The organism is Halomonas sp. YLGW01 (assembly GCF_014840935.1).
Lineage (GTDB): Bacteria > Pseudomonadota > Gammaproteobacteria > Pseudomonadales > Halomonadaceae > Onishia.
Genome location: NZ_CP062005.1, coordinates 3,206,986 through 3,224,834, shown reverse-complemented (window position 1 = coordinate 3,224,834; position 17,849 = coordinate 3,206,986). Strand labels below are relative to the sequence as shown.

Below are 17,849 nucleotides of genomic sequence, written 5' to 3'. Positions count from 1 at the left end.
GCCTTGAGAGCGAGGGAAAAGCTCCTGGCCGACCGACCGGGCCATGGCGTGTCGCCTGTGCATCGGGCCTGACGTGCGCCGGGGATGAGCGTGACGCGCCCGCTTGTGGTCGAGCCGGCGCTGGCTACGCTGAAAGGGCACCCGCACGGCATTTCCCTTCGCCACCCCTGCAAGGAGCGCATGACCATGAGTGAGACCGCCAAGATCCTGGGCGATGAAGCGAGTTACCTGCTGGAGCACCGCTGCAGCGCGATTCCCCGCGAGCAGCTGCACCTGCCGGGACCGGACTTCGTCGACCGGGTGATGATCGACAACGACAGGAGCCCCCAGGTGCTGCGCAACATGCAGGCCCTTTACAACCACGGCCGGCTGGGCGGTACCGGCTATCTGAGCATCTTGCCCGTCGATCAGGGCATCGAGCATTCGGCCGGCGCCTCCTTCGCGCCCAACCCGCTCTACTTCGACCCGGCCAACATCGTCGAGCTGGCCCTCGAGGGCGGCTGCAACGCCGTGGCCTCGACGCTGGGCGGGCTGGCCTCGGTCGCAAGGCGCTACGCCCACAAGATTCCGCTGCTGTTGAAGCTCAACCACAACGAGACCCTGACCTACCCGACCATGCACGACCAGACCCTGTTCGCCAGCGTCGATCAGGCCCACGCCATGGGCTGCGTGGCGGTGGGGGCGACCATCTATTTCGGCTCACCGGAGTGCCGCCGTCAGATCGAGGAAATCAGCGAGGCCTTCGAGCGAGCCCATGAGCTTGGCATGGTCACGGTGCTGTGGGCCTACCTGCGCAACCCGGCCTTCAAGCAGGAGGGCACCGACTACCACGTCGCCGCCGACCTGACCGGTCAGGCGATCCACCTCGCGGCGACCCTCAAGGCCGACATCGTCAAGCAGAAGCTCGCCGAGACCAATGATGGCTATCGGGCGATCGGCTTCGGCCACACTCACCACAGGGTCTATGGCGAGCTGACCAGCGAGCACCCCATCGACCTGGCCCGCTATCAGGTGGCGAGCTGCTACCTGGGCCGTGCCGGGCTGATCAACTCCGGCGGCGCCTCCGGTGGCGAGAGCGACCTGGCCCAGGCGGTGCGCACCGCGGTGATCAACAAGCGCGGCGGCGGCATGGGGCTGATCTCCGGACGCAAGGCCTTCCAGAAGCCGATGGCCGAGGGCGTTCAGCTGCTCAACGCCATTCAGGATGTCTATCTGGACCCGCAGGTCACCATTGCCTGACGGGCGGTTTCGGCAGGCACCACGCTGGCAGACGCAACATCGGAGGACAGTGCACCAGTAGGAAGAGGACCGGCGGACACAAAAAAGGGCACGGCGTTCGCCGTGCCCTTCTGCGTTGCAGCCGACGCTGCACTCGACGCCGCTGTCGCGGCGTCGCGCGTGCCTTACTCGGCGGCGTCGTCCAGCAGCTGCTCGGCTTCGCTCACCAGGTTCTCGACGGTGAAGCCGAATTCCTTGAACAGATCGCCGGCCGGGGCGGACTCGCCGAAGCTGTCCATGCCGATGATGCGGCCCTCGAGGCCCACGTACTTGAACCAGAAGTCGCGGTGGCCGGCCTCGATGGCGATGCGCGCGCCGACTTCCAGCGGCAGCACCGCTTGGCGGTAGGCGGCGTCCTGGGCGTCGAAGACATCGGTGGACGGCATCGACACCACGCGCACGGCACGGCCCTGCTCGCCAAGCGTGGCGGCGGCGTCCATGGCCAGGCCGACCTCGGAGCCGGTGGCGATCAGGATCAGTTCCGGGGTGCCTTCACAGTCCTTGAGCACGTAGCCGCCACGCTGGATGTTGGCCAGCTGGTGCTTGTCGCGGGCCTGGTGCGGCAGGCCCTGGCGGGACAGCACCAGAGCGGTGGGGCCTGAGTGACGCTTGAGGCCGGCATGCCAGGCGGCGGCGGTCTCGACGGCATCGGCCGGGCGCCAGGTCGACAGGTTCGGCGTCGAGCGCAGGGTGGTCAGCTGCTCGATCGGCTGGTGAGTCGGGCCATCTTCGCCCAGGCCGATGGAGTCATGGGTGAACACCTGAATGGCGCGCTGCCCCATCAGGGCCGCCATGCGCACGGCATTGCGCATGTATTCCGAGAAGATCAGGAAGGTCGCGCCGTAGGGCACGAAGCCACCGTGCAGGGCGATGCCGTTCATGATCGCGGCCATGCCGAACTCGCGCACGCCGTAGTGCAGGTAGTTGCCGCCGGGCTCGGCCGGGCTGATCGCCTGGGCACCCTCCCAGAAGGTCAGGTTGGACGGCGCCAGGTCGGCGCTGCCGCCGAGCAGCTCGGGAAGCTGCGGGCCCAGGGCATTGAGGGCGCCGAGAGAGGCCTTGCGTGAGGCGATGCTCTCGCCCTGCTTCTGGGCCTGCTCGATCAGCGCCTCGCTGGTCAGCTCGCGGGGCAGCTCACCCTTCATGCGGCGGGTGAACTCGCGAGCCTCGGCCGGGAAGGCCTCGGCATAGCGTGCGAACCGCGCATTCCATTCGGCCTCGCGCGCCTCGCCCGCCTGGGTGGCGTCCCAGCCCTGGTAGATCGGCTCGGGGATGTGGAAGGGCGCGTGGGGCCAGTCGAGCTGGACGCGGGCCGCGGCCACCTCGTCCTCACCCAGCGCCGCGCCGTGACACTCTTCCTTGCCCTGCTTGTTGGGGGAGCCGAAGCCGATGATGGTCTTGCAGATGATCAGGCTGGGCTTGTCGTCGTGGCTCTTGGCGAGCTCGACGGCGGCCTTGATCTCCTCGGGCTTGTGGCCGTCGACGTTGGGCACCACGTGCCAGCCGTAGCTCTCGAAGCGCTTGGCGGTGTCGTCGGTGAACCAGCCCTCGACCTCGCCATCGATGGAGATGCCGTTGTCGTCGTAGAAGGTGATCAGCTTGCCCAGGCCCTGGGTGCCGGCCAGTGAGGCGACCTCGTGGGAGACGCCTTCCATCAGGCAGCCGTCGCCGACGAAGCAGTAGGTGTGATGATCGACGAGTTCGTGGCCGTCGCGGTTGAACTGGGCCGCCAGGGTGCGCTCGGCGATGGCCATGCCCACGGCATTGGCGAAGCCCTGACCCAGCGGGCCGGTGGTGGTCTCCACGCCCGGCGTGTAGCCGAACTCGGGGTGGCCCGGGGTCTTGGAGTGCAGCTGACGGAAGTGCTGCAGGTCCTCGAGGGAAAGCTCATACCCGGACAGGTGCAGCAGCGAGTAGACCAGCATGGAGCCGTGGCCGTTGGACATCACGAAACGGTCGCGATTGGCCCAGTGCGGGTTGGCCGGGTTATGGCTCAGGAAGTCGTTCCAGAGGACTTCGGCGATATCGGCCATGCCCATGGGGGCACCGGGGTGGCCAGACTTGGCCTTCTGCACGGCGTCCATGGACAGCGCGCGAATGGCATTGGCCAGTTCGAAACGGGACGGCATTGACAAGCTCCTCGCCTGCGGCAATAAGCAATGCCCGGGCGGCTCCGCGGGCAGGGCGGGCGGCTCGAGCAAGATGGCGGAACGGCACCGCGGCATGCGGCACGCTGGATTCAGGGGGCGTATTGTCGCCGAGAAGCGCGCAACCATCAATTGCCGCGCCCCGCGGGGCTTCTAGGAACCGATGACTCCTCTGGTGTAGAATCCCGCCCCCGAGGCCCCTGGGCCCGTCGCGCGTCACGCCTGCCACCGAGAAAGGCAGTCGGCGATGCAGCCTCAGCCGCCGTGCTGTGCCCCCCACGCCGTTTTTGATAGGCCGTTATTGATAGAGGGTCGAGGACGCCATGAGCGAATACTCCCTGTTTACTTCCGAGTCCGTGTCCGAAGGGCATCCGGACAAGATCGCCGACCAGATTTCCGACGCGGTGCTGGACGCCATCATCGCCCGTGACAAGCAGGCGCGCGTGGCCTGCGAGACCCTGGTGAAGACCGGCGTGGCCATCGTCGCCGGCGAGATTTCCACCTCGGCCTGGGTCGACCTCGAGGAGCTGGTGCGCCAGGTCATCATGGATATCGGCTACACCTCCTCCGATGTCGGCTTCGACGGCGAGACCTGCGGCGTGCTCAACCTGATCGGCAAGCAGAGCGTCGATATCGCCCAGGGTGTCGACCGCGTGAAGCCCGAAGATCAGGGCGCCGGCGACCAGGGCCTGATGTTCGGCTATGCCACCAACGAGACCGATTCCTTCATGCCGGCGCCGATCCACTATTCGCACCGGCTGGTCGAGCGCCAGGCGGAGCTGCGCAAGAGCGGCATGCTGCCCTGGCTGCGCCCGGACGCCAAGAGTCAGGTCACCTTCCGCTACGGCGACGACGGCAAGCCGGTAGCGGTGGACGCGGTGGTGCTCTCGACCCAGCACGATCCCGAGATCGACCAGGATGAGCTGCGTCAGATGGTCAAGCGCGAGATCATCGAGCAGGTGCTGCCCGCCGAGTGGCTGACCGAGACCACCCAGTACCACATCAACCCGACCGGCAAGTTCGTGATCGGCGGGCCGGTGGGCGACTGTGGCCTGACCGGGCGCAAGATCATCGTCGATACCTACGGCGGCATGGCCCGCCACGGCGGCGGCGCCTTCTCCGGCAAGGACCCGTCCAAGGTCGACCGCAGCGCCGCCTATGCCGGCCGCTACGTGGCCAAGAACATCGTCGCCGCCGGGCTCGCCGACAAGTGCGAGATCCAGGTCTCCTACGCCATCGGCGTGGCCGAGCCGACCTCGGTGTCTGTGAATACCTTCGACACCGGCAAGATCAGCGATGCCAAGATCATCGAGCTGGTGCGCGAGCACTTCGACCTGCGTCCCAATGCGATCACCCGCATGCTCGACCTGCTGCACCCGATGTATCAGCTGACCGCGGCCTATGGCCACTTCGGTCGCGAGCCGTTCGAGACCAGCTATGACTGGACCGACGTCAACGGCGAGGTGCAGACCGAGACCTTCACGGCTTTCCCCTGGGAGAAGACCGACAAGGTCGAGGCACTCAAGCGCTCCGCCGGCCTGTGAGGCGGCGTCGAGGCGCGTGACGACAGGGACCCGCTTCGGCGGGTCCTTGCGTATCCGGCCCCGTCGCGGGCATCAGGGTTATCGGTCGACATGGTGAGAGTCGGGTAGGCCACCTATATTAGGGACAGTATCGTTTCGCCACCCTGACCGAGGTGTTGCATGAACCGACCCGCCATGCCCGCTGTGCCGATCGGTGACCACAAGGTCGCCGATCCCTCCCTGGCCGACTGGGGCCGCCGCGAGATCCGCATCGCCGAGACCGAGATGCCGGCGCTGATGAGGATCCGCGAGAAGTACCGGGCGTCTCGTCCCCTGGCCGGTGCGCGGATCAGCGGTTGTATCCACATGACCATCCAGACCGCGGTGCTGATCGAGACCCTGGTCGCATTGGGCGCCAGCGTGCGCTGGTCGTCCTGCAACATCTTCTCGACCCAGGATCATGCCGCGGCGGCGGTGGCCGCGGCGGGCATCCCGGTGTTCGCCTGGAAGGGCGAGACCGAGGAGGAGTTCTGGTGGTGCATCGAGCAGACCGTCGAGGGCCCCGAGGGCTGGACACCGAACCTGGTGCTCGACGACGGCGGCGACCTGACGGCCCTGCTCCACGAGAAGCGCCCGGAACTGCTCGAGGCCGTTCACGGCATCTCGGAGGAGACCACCACCGGGGTGCATCGCCTGCACGAGATGCTGCGCGATGGCTGGCTCAAGGTGCCGGCGATCAACGTCAACGATGCCGTCACCAAGTCGAAGAACGACAACAAGTACGGTTGTCGCCACAGCCTGAGCGATGCCATCAAGCGGGGCCTCGATCACCTGCTGGCCGGCAAGCAGGCGCTGGTGGTGGGCTATGGCGATGTCGGCAAGGGGTCGGCGGCCTCGCTGCGCCAGGAGGGCATGATCGTCAAGGTCAGCGAGATCGACCCGATCTGCGCCATGCAGGCCTGCATGGACGGCTTCGAGGTGGTGTCCCCCTACCTCGAGGGGCATAACGGCGGCGTGGCCAGCCTCGATGCGGCAATGCTTGGCAAGATCGACCTGGTGGTCACCGCCACCGGCAATATCGACGCCTGCGACGCGCCGATGCTCAAGGCGCTCAAGAAAGGCGCGGTGGTGTGCAACATCGGCCATTTCGACAGCGAGATCGATACCGCCTACATGCGCCGCCAGTGGCATTGGGAGGAGATCAAACCGCAGGTCCACAAGGTCTACCGCGACAGCGACCCGGGCGACTACGACCCTGAGAGCGACGATTACCTGCTGCTGCTCGCCGAGGGGCGGTTGGTCAACCTGGGCAACGCCACCGGTCATCCCTCGCGGATCATGGATGGCTCCTTCGCCAACCAGGTGCTGGCGCAGATCCACCTCTTCGAGGGCCGCTTCGCCGACCTGCCTGAGCAGTCACGCGCCGCGGCACTGACCCTGTCGGTGCTGCCTCGCCACCTGGACGAGGAGGTCGCCCGCTACATGGTCGAGGGCTTCGGCGGGGTGATGACGCGCCTGACCCAGGCTCAGGCCGACTATCTGGGGCTATCCGCCGAGGGCCCCTACAAACCGGACAGTTATCGCTACTGATCAGGCGCCTCGCCGGCCGGCAAGCGTCGCATCGAGGCAGGGAACAGAGGCAGGCGGGAGGCCTGCATCAAGGAGATGGGCATGGAGCAAGCGGTACCCGATATTTCTCATGAGCTGACCCGATTACAGGCTCGCCATCGTGGGGTTGCGCTGACAGGGAGCATGATCGGCCTGGCGTGCTTCCTGCCGGCCGATGTGATGCTCGTGCCACAGCACTGGCCATGGCTGCCGGGCGCACGGCTGCTTCTGGTCGCCGTGCTGGGCATCTGCCTATGGTGGCAGCAAGGCCGCCCGGCGCGTAGCCGGGCGGCGCTGCTGATCGGCCTGCTGGCGGCCGAGGGCTTCTTCCTGTCGTCGGCCGTCCTGATCGAGGATGGCAATGTACTGATCATGAGTCACCTTGGCCTGGCGATCGCCTTCTGCCTCCTGCCGCTACTCCACTGGCGCTGGCCGGGTGTGCTGTTCTTCAACCTGATCTCCTTGGTCGCCTATGGCGCCGCCCTGGCCGTCTGGAGCCCCTTCGGGTGGCAGGAGCTGCTGGCCTTCGGCGGGGTGTTGCCGTTCATCGGTCTACTGCTCTCGCTGCTGCTGTGCTGGGTGCATACCGTCAACGGTCAGCGCTCGGCCTGGCTGATGTCGGAGCTGAGCCTGAGACATTCCGAGGCGAAGATGGCCTTCGAGCGGCTCGCCGAGCAGCAGAAGGAGCTGCGCCAGCTGGCCAATTTCGATGTCATGACCGGGCTCGCCAACCGTCAGCGGGGGATCGGTGTGCTGAAAGGCGCCCTGGCCAATGCCCTGCAGGCCTGGCAGCCCGTCTCGGTCCTGTTGGTGGATGTCGACCGGCTCAAGGTCATCAACGACACCTACGGGCACGCCATGGGGGATCAGCTGATCTGCAGCGTGGCGACGGCTCTGGCCGAGAGCGTCGGCCCGCAGGATGTCGCCTGTCGCCTGGGTGGGGATGAATTCCTGGTGGTGCTGCCGCAGACCAAGCAGGCCGAGGCCGAGGCCTGGAAGGTGGCGTTCCAGCAGCGCCTGGACGCCTGTCGTCTCGAAGGCTGCCCGGATTCCCGGATCACGGCCAGCGTGGGGATCGCCCGCTACGAGCCCTGGCGGGAGGGGCCGATCGACGTGGATGATCTGATCCGGCGAGCCGATGGGGCCATGTATGCCCACAAGCGCCAGGTAAGGCGCGCTTGAGGGAGGCCGACTGTTCCTTTTCGCCTCAGGCCGGCACATGGGCATGCGGGATCGCCGGACCTCAGCCCAGCGCCAGTAGCTCCCGCAGGCCCGCCAGATAGAGCGGCATCACCAGTGGGGCGAGCAGGGTGCTCACCAGCACGGCGAGTGCCGCCTTGTCGGCCCGGCTGCCCACCTCCATGGCCACCACCACCAGGTTGGCGGCCAGGGGCACCACCCCGATCAGCAGCAGCGCCAGCGCCAGTTCCTCGCCGATGCCGAGGGTGGTCCGCAGCAGGAGCACGCCGCCGAGGCTGACCAACGGCCAGAGCCCGAAGCGCACCGCCAGCGCGGCGGCGATGAAGCCGGGGTCCACCTCCTTGAGGCTTAAGCGCCCCAGGGTCATGCCGATGATCATCATCCCGAGCAGGGTGTAGGTGGGCGGAAAGACCTCGAGTCCCTCCATCAGCGCCGCCGGCAGCGGAAGCGTCAGGCCGCTGATCGCCAGGGCGGCGATAAAGGCGTAGATCAGCGGCAGGCGCAGGATCTTGTGAAGGCTGTCGCGTACCGAGAAGCGCCCGCGGGCGCTGATATAGAAACCCAGGGTGAATTCGAAGAGATTCATGCCGAGCAGGCAGAACAGGTACAGAGTCACCCCCTCCGGCGACAGCAGCACCATGGCCACCGGCAGGCCGAAGTAGCCGGTGTTGGCGGTGCCGGCGGAGAAGGCCAGCAGCGAGGCCTCCTCGGCGGGGAAGAAGGGGCGGGCGAGCAGGCCGACGATCAGGCACATCAGGCTGGCGGTGACGAAGACCCCGAGCGTCAGCAGCAGGTAGGCCGGCGTGGGGCCGCCGAGCACCAGGCCGCGAAAGACCGTCACCGGGGCGATCACGTAGATCAGCAGGGTGGCGATGGGGCGCGGATCCAGCGACAGCCGGCGGGCGCAGAGCGCGCCCAGGCCGACGAAGGCCAGCAGCATCCACAGCGGTGCCAGCAGGTTGGCGCCCAGGTCGAGCTCCCCCATCGGTATCTCCTGATATGAAAGCCTCATCATGCCTGGCCGCTCCCCGCCTGTCAGCGGCCGGGCCGGTGCGATGGGGCCTGAATCGTCCAGCAGTTGGGTCCGTCGGAATCCCGCCAGGTGCGCCTCTTAGGCCTAATGGTTATGCTCGGCCCGATTTTTATATGAATGAAATCGATACAGGGGGCGCGAAACTTTCATTAGCCGGGGCGCGGGGGGGAGGTCACAATCCGTCAACAGAAAGGTCGGGCCCGGCCCCGAGCCATGCACAACATGACAGACAGAGTCGCCGGTCAGGCGACCGACGAGGGTTGAATCCATGAGCGCACAAGAGCATCCGCTAGGCATCAGTTTCGAGTTCTTTCCCCCCAACACCGAGGCGGGGAAGGAAAAGCTGCTCGGCGTGCGCGATGCCCTGGCCGCGCGGAAGCCGCGCTTCTTCTCGGTGACCTACGGCGCTGGCGGCTCGACCCAGGCCCGTACCACCCAGACCGTCAAGGCGGTGCGCGAGTCCGGCATCAACACCGCGCCGCACCTGTCCTGTATCGGTAGCGACAAGGGCGAGCTGCGCGAGCTGCTGGCCCAGTATCGCGAGGATGACATCAACAGCCTGGTGGCCCTGCGCGGCGATCTGCCCTCGGGCATGGGCGGCATCGGCGAGCTGCGCTATGCCAACGAGCTGGTCGAGTTCATCCGCGAGGAGACCGGCGATCACTTCGAGATCGCGGTGGCCGCCTACCCGGAGAGCCACCCGCAGGCGCCGAGCTTCGAGCGCGATCTCGAGAACTTCGCGCGCAAGGTCAAGGCCGGTGCCAACCTCGCCATCACCCAGTACTTCTTCAACCCGGACGCCTACTTCCACTTCGTCGAGCGCGCTCGCAAGCTGGGGGTCGAGACGCCGATCATTCCCGGCATCATGCCGATCACCAACTACACCAAGCTGGCGCGCTTCTCGGATGCCTGCGGGGCGGACATCCCGCGTTGGATCCGCAAGCAGCTCGAGGCCTACGGCGACGACAGCGAGAGCATCCAGGCCTTCGGCGAGGAGGTGATCACTCGCCTCTGCGAGCGGCTGCTCGACGGCGGCGCGCCGGGCCTGCATTTCTATACCCTCAACCAGTCCCGGGCCTCGCTGAAGGTGCTGGACAACCTGGGTGCCTGAATCAGTCGCTTGAGTTAGCCGCCTGATCTGACGCCATGAGCCGGCCGGCTCTGGCGCTAAAACGCAACGGGGCCCCGCCAATGGCGGGGCCCCGTTGTTTCATGCATCCATAAGAGAATGAGCAAGGCCCGCTCCCCCGCTGGGGGAGCGGGGCGGCATCAGGCGCCGGCCGCGGCACCCTTGCCGCCATCGCCGTGGCGGCGCTGCAATAGGAAGATGGCGGCGCCGATGGCGATGCCGGCCAGGTCGCTGACGAGGCCGCCATAGATCATGCATACCGCGCCTGCCAGCAGCGCCAGGCGGATCAGGCCATTGATGTGGCCGAAGAACCAGGCCTGTACCGAGGCCGCCAGCAGCACGATGCCGAGCGTCGCGGTGACGCCGACCCTGAGGATCTGCATCCAGGAGCCTTCCATCAGGATGCCCGGGCTGTAGAAGAACATGAAGGGCACGATGTAGGCGGCCAGACCGATCTTGAACGAGGTCACCGAGGTCTGCATGGCATTGGCGCCGGAGATCCCCGAGGCCGCGTAGGAGGCCAGGGCCACCGGCGGCGTGATCGCCGAGACCACCGCGAAGTAGAACACGAAGAAGTGGGCGATCAGCGGCTGGATGCCGATCTCGATCAGGCCCGGCGCCACCACCGACGCCGCTACCGCATAGGCCGCCGTGGTCGGCATGCCCATGCCCAGCAGGATCGAGATGCACATGGCGAAGAACAGTGCCAGCAGCTGGCTGACGCCTGCCAGACCGAGCAGCAGCGAGGAGAAGCGCGCGCCGACGCCGGTCAGCGAGATCACCCCGACGATGATGCCGGCACAGGCGCAGACCGCGATGATCTGGATGGCCATGGTGCTGGCCAGCTCCATGGCCTTGAGGATGGCGCGGATACCCATCTTGTTGGGCGAGATCCAGCTCACCACGGCCGCCGAGGCGGTGGCGAGGGTGCCGGCGCGGATCACCGAGTAGCCCATGAACAGCGCGGCGATCAGGATGATGATCGGCGCGAACAGGTAGACCTGCTTGATCAGCTTCGAGAACAGCGGGATCTCGTCCTTGCGCATGCCGCGCATGCCCTTCTGGGCGGCCTCGAAGTCGACCATGAAGTAGACCGAGGCGAAGTAGAGGATCGAGGGGATGATGGCGGCGATGGCGATCTCGGTATACGGGATCCCGGTGATCTCGGCCATGATGAAGGCGCCGGCACCCATGATCGGGGGCATGATCTGCCCGCCGGTGGAGGCCGCGGCCTCGATGGCGCCGGCGCTGCGTGCAGGATAGCCGACCTTCTTCATCAGCGGGATGGTCAGCGAGCCGGTGGAGACCACGTTGCCGGCGCTGGTGCCGTTGATCATGCCCATCAGGCCGGAGGCGAAGATCGCCACCTTGGCGGGGCCGCCCCGGGCGCGGCCGGCGCAGGCGAAGGCGAAATTGACGAAGTAGTCGCCGACCTTCGAGGCCTGCAAGAAGGCGGCGAAGATGATGAACAGGATGATGTAGGTCGAGGACACCGCAGTGGTCGGCCCCAGGATGCCGGCGTCGGTATAGACCTGGCTGAAGAAGCGACCCACCGAGAGCCCCGGATAGCCGAGGAAGCCCGGCAGGTGGGGCCCGGCGAACACATAGGTCAGGAAGACCGCGGCGATGATCACCAGGGCCAGGCCGGCGACCCGGCGGGTCAGCTCGAGAATCAGGGCGGCGCCGGCGATGGCCGCATAGGAGATGCCCATGGGGGCGAAGGGGGTGCCGGTGGACATGCGCAGCGGCGAGTTGTACATCACCAGCAGGTAGCCGGCGCTGGCCAGCGCGCAGACCATCAGCACCAGGTCCGGAGCGGCCAGCCGGGCGCGGGCCTGGCGGGTGGCCCAGGACAGCAGGATGGCGCCGCCGGTGGCGACGAGCAGCGGCAGGCCGTACTGCCAGGTCTCGATGGTAGGCTCGATGCGCATGGCGCCACCGGCCATGGTCTGCCACATCAGCACGACCTGGAGCAGGGCATAGCCGGCCGGCAGCAGCAGGGCGTAGCCGGCGAGCCTGAGTCCGCGGCCGCTGGCCGGGGTGGCATCGTCGGCGAAGCGGGCGCCCGAGTAGAGGCCGTAGCCCAGCACCAGGGCGCCGCAGATATGCACGATGCGAAACGACCAGGTCTCCAGCGGATAGATGTTCAGGGAGACCAGGTGGAAGCTGGAATAGAGGACGGCGGCGACGCCGAAAAGCCACCATTGCCAGCCGGTGAAGAGGCGCCGGTTGGATTCGATGACATCCTCGTCGACGCCCTGGGCGATGGCCTCGGGGGCGGCGTCCTGGGGCACCGGTCCCTGGGGAGATGACGTGCTCATGGGGGGGTTACCCTGCAGTGGGAGGTGGAGTGGAAGAGGCAAGCCCGGCCCTGGCAGCGTGCCGGGGCCGGGAGGTGGCTAGGTATCAGCGGCTCACTTGATCAACGCCGGGTCGATCTCGTAGCCGTTCTCCTCGAACCAGCGCGCGGCGCCCGGATGGAAGGGCAGCACCTGGTTCTTGCCGACATTCTCCGGGATGGAGGTTGCGGCGCTGCGGTGCACCGACATCATCTTGTCGTTGTTCTCCATGGTGACCTTGGTGGCCTCGTAGACCAGGTCTTCCGGCAGGTCGCAGCCGGCGATGGCGAAGTTCCACATGGAGACGGCGTTGGCGTCCTCGGTCAGCGTCTGGTAGGTGCTGGCCGGAATGGTGAACTCCGACACCGGGAAGGCCGCGGCGGCCTTGGCCTGCTCGTCCTCGGTGAACTCGATGATGTTGACGTCGGTCTGCACCTCGAGCTGGCTGACGGCCGGGATCGGAATGCCGGCGGCGAAGGCGATGACGTCGACCAGGCCGTCCTGCAGCTGGCTGCCCAGGTCGTTCCAGCCGCCGTTGCGACGCTCGAAGTTCACGCCCAGCTCCTCGAGGATCAGCGGGAAGTAGGTATCGGAGGTGGAGCCGGCCGGGCCGAAGCCGATGGTGGCGCCATCCGGGATCTCGTCGATCGCGGTGATGCCCGAGCTCGACAGGGCGGCGATCGAGAACGGGGTCTCATACATCGGGAACATGGCGCAGACGTTGTCCATCTTGAAGCCCGGCGCCAGCGGGCTCTTGCCGTTCACCGCATCCGCGGCCGGGCCCATGGTGGTCAGGCCGAAGGCGATGTCACCGCTGTGCACCAGCGCCAGGTTCTGGGTCGGACCGCCGGTGATCTCGCCGCCGCCGGACAGGCCCAGTTCGTCGGCGACCAGGTTGGCCCAGCCGGAGCCATAGACGAAGTAGGTGCCGCCCTGGCTGGCGGTGCCCACGGTGAAGCTCTCCGGCCATTCGCTGCGATCGGCCTGGGCGGCGCTGGCCATCATCAGGCCGCCGAGCATCACGCCGGAGACGAGGGCCAGGCGGCGAGCGACGAGGGGCTTAGGGGTGTGCGGTTGAACTGACATGCGACGTCCTCTTTTGTTGTTGCCTTGGAAGCGAGCGTATTGGCGCCCTATACAGGGCAACCGGCATGCCGTTACACGAACAGTCTCTTCTTTATCAGTAGTTTGCGAAATTTTCTTTCGACCAAGGTCGATAGCCCTTCTGCGCCGCGTGTCCGGGAGTCCGCATGGAGGTCGTCTCGGGGTGTGTGGGTTTCCGCACAGTTGGCGCGGTGTCGAGATGACGGGCCGGGCTAGGGCGCTTCCGATCGCGAATCGGCGGCGGGCGGCGCCAGCGCGGCCAGCAGCCGGCTGGCCTGGTGCAGGTCGTTGAGCAGCGAGGAGGCGAGCCAGGCATCCAGCCGGTGCCGGCGCAGGCGGTCGGCGAGCTCGTGCTGCCAGAACTGGCGAACCGCTTCCAGGGGCGCCTCGATGCTCTGGGCCTCGGGGTTGTTGGCCAGCCGGTTGAGCCCCTCGGCCACCGCCTGGCGCAGGGCGTCGTGGGCCTCGCGCAGCGGACTTCCGACGGCGGCGTGGCGCAGCAGGCTACGCTGCAGCACCTCGCCGAAACGTACCGCCTCGACCATGCGCACGCTGCGCCCATAGAGGGCCTCGAGCCGGGCCTGCTGGCCTTCGGTGAGGGGCACGTCGAGGCGTGCATAGAAGTCGAGCAGCTCCGCCAGCAGCGGCTTGAGGCGCTCGTGATAGCGGACATTGACCGCCGGCCAGTCATCGGGCGCGATGGGCGCATGCACCACCTCGCGGGTGGGTGGATGGCCGAGGACCTCGGCGCTGGGCACCAGAATGGCCTCGCAGAGCACATGGTAGGCTCGACGCTCGAGGCGTCGGCTCTCCTGCTCCAGCGCCGCCAGGGCGGTGTCGGCGTGGGCCAGGGCGGTGTCTTCCAGGTAGCGAGCCTGGGCCGGCGGCCGGCGGGAGGGCTCGGGGACGAGCCGCTCCAGCAGGCGCGCCAGGCGCGGAATGACCGGCAGCATCAGCAGGATGCCGAGGCCATTGAACAAAGTGTGGAAGAGCGCCAGCTTCATCGGCCAGGCGGTCGCCGCCAGGCCGATCAGCTCGGCCAGCCGGTCGACCAGCTCGGCCAGCGGCAGCAGCAGCGCCAGGGCCACGCAGGCGGTGGCCAGGTTGAAGATCAGGTGGGCCCCGGCCAGCCGCCGCCCGGCGGCCCCGGCCCCGATGGCGCCGAGCAGTGCCGTCACCGTGGTGCCGATGTTGGCGCCGATGGCGATGGCCAGCGCCGGCAGGTAGGGCAACTGGCCGGAGCCGAGGGCGGCGAGGATGATCAGCAGGGTGGCGTGGCTCGACTGCATGACCACCGTGGCGGCGACCCCGAACAGCACGAACAGCGGCCAGTGCCAGACGCGTTCACCGACCAGGCCATCCAGCGACAGGCCGTTCTGGATGGACTCGAAGCCGAGCTTCATGAAGTCGATGCCGAGGAACAGCAGGCCCACGCCGAGCGAGAGTCCGGCAAGCCCGGCCCGGCTGCCCTTGAGCAGTCGGCTGCCGAGCAGACCGAGTGCCAGCAGCGGCATGGCGTAGTGGGACAGGCTCAGCTTGAGGCCGAAGGCGGCGATCAGCCAGGCGCCGGTGGTGGTGCCCAGGTTGGCGCCGAACAGCAGGGCGATGGCGCCGGGCAGGGCGATCAGGCCGGCGCCGACGAAGGACATCGCCAGCAGGGTGATCAGGGAGCTCGATTGCACCAGGGCGGTGGACAGGGTGCCCACCGCGATGGCTCGGGGGGTGCTGGCGGTGGCCGCCGCCAGCCAGCGGTTCAGGGTGCCGCCGGAGAGCCGCTTGATGGCGTCTTCCAGGTAGGTCATGCCCCACAGGAAGAACCCCAGGCCGGCCGCCAGGGTGGCGAGGTCGAGGCGGGCCACCAGCAGGGCGGCGGCCGCGGCGAGCCCCAGCACTTCCAGCACCCGGCGCGGCGGGCGCCACCCCTGGAGAGGCCCGATCATGGGTCTAGCCCTTAGGGTCGAGGATCTTGACCGTCTGCACGTCCTGGCGCTGCTGTTCCTCGCGGACCTGATTGACCCGTGTTTCCAGCTCGGGGAGCGAATCGTCCTCGATGGGCAGCTGCTCGAAGAAGTCGCAGCTCACGCAGTCCCGGTAGCGAATGCCGTGCTGCTCCCAGCTGCGCACCCGGTCCATGGTCGCGCAGCGGGGGCAGATGACGCCGGCGATGAAGCGTTTGGTGACGGGCATGAGATCTCCTGTTCGGTGAAGGTGGGGCGCAGCCGTCAGGCCGCGCGGATACCGCTGTGGCGCAGCAGCGGCTCGATGCTTGGCTCGCGGCCGCGGAAGGCCAGGAACAGGGCCGCGGCATCCCGGGAGCCGCCCCGCTCGAGGATCTCGGTGCGAAAGCGTCGGCCGGTGGCCGGGTCGAAGATGCCGGCTTCCTCGAAGGCGCTCCAGGCATCCGCGGACAGCACCTCGGCCCACTTGTAACTGTAGTAGCCCGCCGCATAGCCGCCGGCGAAGATGTGGCCGAAGCCGTTCTGGAAGCGGTTGAAGGGCACCCGGGGCACCACTGCGACGGCGTCGCGCACGTCGTCGAGCAGCGCCTGGATCTCGCCGGCACTGGGTGCCTTGAGCTCGTGGTGGAGGCGAAAGTCGAACAGCGAGAACTCGATCTGACGCACCATGCCCATCGCCGACTGGAAGTTCTTGGCCGCGAGGAGCTTGTCGAAGAGCGCCTCGGGCAGCGGCTCGCCGGTGTCGACGTGGCCGGCGATCAGGTCGAGTCCCTCGCGCTCCCAGCAGAAGTTCTCCATGAACTGGCTGGGCAGCTCCACCGCATCCCAGGCCACGCCGTTGATGCCGGAGATGTCGGCGACGGTCTGGCGGGTCAGCATGTGGTGCAGGCCGTGGCCGAACTCGTGGAACAGGGTGGTGACCTCGTCGTGGGTCAGCAGCGCGGGCTTCTCGCCCACCGGGCGGGTGAAGTTGCAGGTCAGGTAGGCCACCGGCAGCTGCACACCGCCATCGGCCAGGCGCCGCACCCGGCACTCGTCCATCCAGGCGCCGCCACGCTTGCCTTCACGGGCGTAGAGATCCAGATAGAAGCCGGCGATCGGGGCACCGTCCTCGAGGATGCGGAAGTAGCGCACGTCCGGGTGGTAGCGCGGGGCCTCAGCGTCTTCCTCGAAGGTGACGTCGTAGAGCCGCTCGACCACCTTGAACAGGCCGTTCACCACCTGCGGGGCCGGGAAGTAGGGGCGCAGCTGCTCCTCGGAGATGGCGTAGCGGGCCTCACGCAGCTTTTCGCTGGCATAGCCCACGTCCCAGGGCTGAAGCTCGGTCATGGCGAGCGAGTCACGGGCGAAGGTCTCGAGCTCGGCATACTCCTCGCGGGCCTGGGGCACGGCGCGAGCGGCCAGGTCCTCGAGGAAACCGATCACCTGCGCGGGGCCATCGGCCATCTTGGTGGCCAGGGAGTAGTCGGCATAGGTCGCAAAGCCCAAGAGCTCGGCCAGCTCGCGGCGCAGGGCGAGGGTCTCCTCCATCACCGGGGCGTTGTCGAATTCGCCGGCGTTGGGGCCCTGGTCGGAGGCGCGGGTGACGAAGGCGGTGTAGACCTCCTCGCGCAGGGCACGGTCCTCGGCATAGGTCATCACCGGGAAGAAGCTCGGAAAGTCCAGGGTGATGCGGTAGCCCTCGATGCCCTTGGCCTCGGCGTTGGCCTTGAGCGTATCCAGCGCGCTCTGTGGCAGGCCGGCCAGTCGCTTGGCGTCGGCGATATCCTTGTGCCAGGCCTGGGTGGCGTCCAGCAGCTGGTTGGAGAAGGTGTTGGCGAGCGCCGAGAGCCGGGCCTGAATCTCGCCGTAGCGGCGCTTCTGTGCCTCGGGCAGGTCGACCCCGGCCAGGCGGAAGTCGCGCAGGGTGTTGTCGATGCTGCGCTGTTGTGCCTCGTCGAGGCGCGCGAAATCGGGTGACTGCCGGAGCGCCTGATAGGCGCGGAACAGGCCTGAGTGCTGGCCAAGCCAGGTGCTGTACTCGGAAAGCTTGCCGAGGCAGGCCTGATAGGCTTCGCGCAGGGCCGGCGTGTTCATGGTGCCGTTGAGGTGCGAGATCGGCGACCAGGCCTGGGAGAGGCGGTCGTTGAGCGCCTCCAGCGGCTCGGCCAGGCTCTCCCAGGTCGGGGTGTCCTGCTCGGCCTTCGCGACCAGGGCCTCGATGGCGGCGCGATTCTCGTCGAGCAGTTGCTCGATGGCCGGCACCACCTGCTCGGGCTGGATCTCGGCGAAAGGGGGCAGCGCCTGGGGGGCGAGCAGCGGGTTGCGAGCCGGCGAAGTGGTGGACATGGGGCAGCCTCGTGAACAAGGGCGTCGCGGACGCCCGGGTGAAATCCGGGGGGACGCCTAGGCGTCATGATCATGATGATCCGTTAGATGGAGGCGGGAGCGCGAGGTTTCAATGCGCCGACCGGCCGGCCCGACAGAGGGCGGCGTTGGCAGGCCCGATTGGCCCGCCGTGGCGGGCCTGCTAGGCTTGCGCCTTCTTCGT

12 protein-coding genes are annotated in these 17,849 nt (G+C 67.6%); 5 read left to right on the top strand and 7 right to left on the bottom strand.

Going from position 1 to position 17,849, the window contains the following annotated elements:
* Positions 1-186 precede the first annotated feature (186 nt).
* A complete protein-coding gene (locus IEJ03_RS14735; protein WP_192035553.1) occupies positions 187-1,239 on the top strand; it encodes a class I fructose-bisphosphate aldolase in 1,053 nt (350 codons plus the stop codon).
* Positions 1,240-1,403: 164 nt separating this feature from the next.
* Here the strand turns inward: IEJ03_RS14735 and tkt are convergent, their stop codons facing one another.
* Entirely contained in the window at positions 1,404-3,407 is a 2,004-nt protein-coding gene (gene tkt / locus IEJ03_RS14730) for a transketolase (RefSeq protein WP_192035552.1), read from the bottom strand.
* A 341-nt stretch (positions 3,408-3,748) separates the two neighbouring features.
* On the opposite strand from tkt, the gene metK reads away from it, so the two are divergent.
* From metK to IEJ03_RS14715, 3 genes are all read left to right on the top strand, one after another.
* Positions 3,749-4,969, top strand: coding sequence for a methionine adenosyltransferase (gene metK, locus IEJ03_RS14725; RefSeq protein WP_192035551.1), 1,221 nt, complete (start codon positions 3,749-3,751; stop codon positions 4,967-4,969).
* 174 nt (positions 4,970-5,143) lie between these two features.
* Positions 5,144-6,538 carry an adenosylhomocysteinase gene (gene ahcY / locus IEJ03_RS14720; RefSeq protein WP_207116431.1) on the top strand — a complete coding sequence of 465 codons (1,395 nt, stop codon included), beginning with the start codon at positions 5,144-5,146 and terminating at the stop codon, positions 6,536-6,538.
* 81 nt (positions 6,539-6,619) lie between these two features.
* Positions 6,620-7,738 carry a diguanylate cyclase gene (locus IEJ03_RS14715; protein WP_192035549.1) on the top strand — a complete coding sequence of 373 codons (1,119 nt, stop codon included), beginning with the start codon at positions 6,620-6,622 and terminating at the stop codon, positions 7,736-7,738.
* A 61-nt stretch (positions 7,739-7,799) separates the two neighbouring features.
* Here IEJ03_RS14715 and IEJ03_RS14710 read toward each other — a convergent pair whose 3' ends face one another.
* Positions 7,800-8,771, bottom strand: coding sequence for an AEC family transporter (locus tag IEJ03_RS14710; RefSeq protein WP_242457989.1), 972 nt, complete (start codon positions 8,769-8,771; stop codon positions 7,800-7,802).
* Between the two features lie 286 nt (positions 8,772-9,057).
* Between IEJ03_RS14710 and metF the strand changes: the two genes are divergently transcribed.
* Positions 9,058-9,900, top strand: a complete 843-nt coding sequence (metF, locus tag IEJ03_RS14705; RefSeq protein WP_192035548.1) for a methylenetetrahydrofolate reductase [NAD(P)H] — start codon at positions 9,058-9,060, stop codon at positions 9,898-9,900.
* A 158-nt stretch (positions 9,901-10,058) separates the two neighbouring features.
* On the opposite strand, the gene IEJ03_RS14700 is transcribed toward metF, so the two are convergent.
* From IEJ03_RS14700 to prlC, 5 genes are all read right to left on the bottom strand, one after another.
* Complete coding sequence (locus tag IEJ03_RS14700) at positions 10,059-12,239, bottom strand: TRAP transporter permease (protein ID WP_192035547.1); 2,181 nt, start codon at positions 12,237-12,239, stop codon at positions 10,059-10,061.
* 93 nt (positions 12,240-12,332) lie between these two features.
* On the bottom strand, positions 12,333-13,343 hold the full coding sequence (locus IEJ03_RS14695) for a TAXI family TRAP transporter solute-binding subunit (RefSeq protein ID WP_192035546.1): 1,011 nt from the start codon (positions 13,341-13,343) through the stop codon (positions 12,333-12,335).
* 230 nt (positions 13,344-13,573) lie between these two features.
* Positions 13,574-15,301, bottom strand: coding sequence for a Na/Pi symporter (locus IEJ03_RS14690; protein WP_192035545.1), 1,728 nt, complete (start codon positions 15,299-15,301; stop codon positions 13,574-13,576).
* Positions 15,302-15,305: 4 nt separating this feature from the next.
* On the bottom strand, positions 15,306-15,548 hold the full coding sequence (locus IEJ03_RS14685) for a YheV family putative metal-binding protein (protein WP_192035544.1): 243 nt from the start codon (positions 15,546-15,548) through the stop codon (positions 15,306-15,308).
* A 35-nt stretch (positions 15,549-15,583) separates the two neighbouring features.
* Complete coding sequence (gene prlC, locus IEJ03_RS14680) at positions 15,584-17,647, bottom strand: oligopeptidase A (RefSeq protein ID WP_192035543.1); 2,064 nt, start codon at positions 17,645-17,647, stop codon at positions 15,584-15,586.
* Positions 17,648-17,849: the final 202 nt, after the last annotated feature.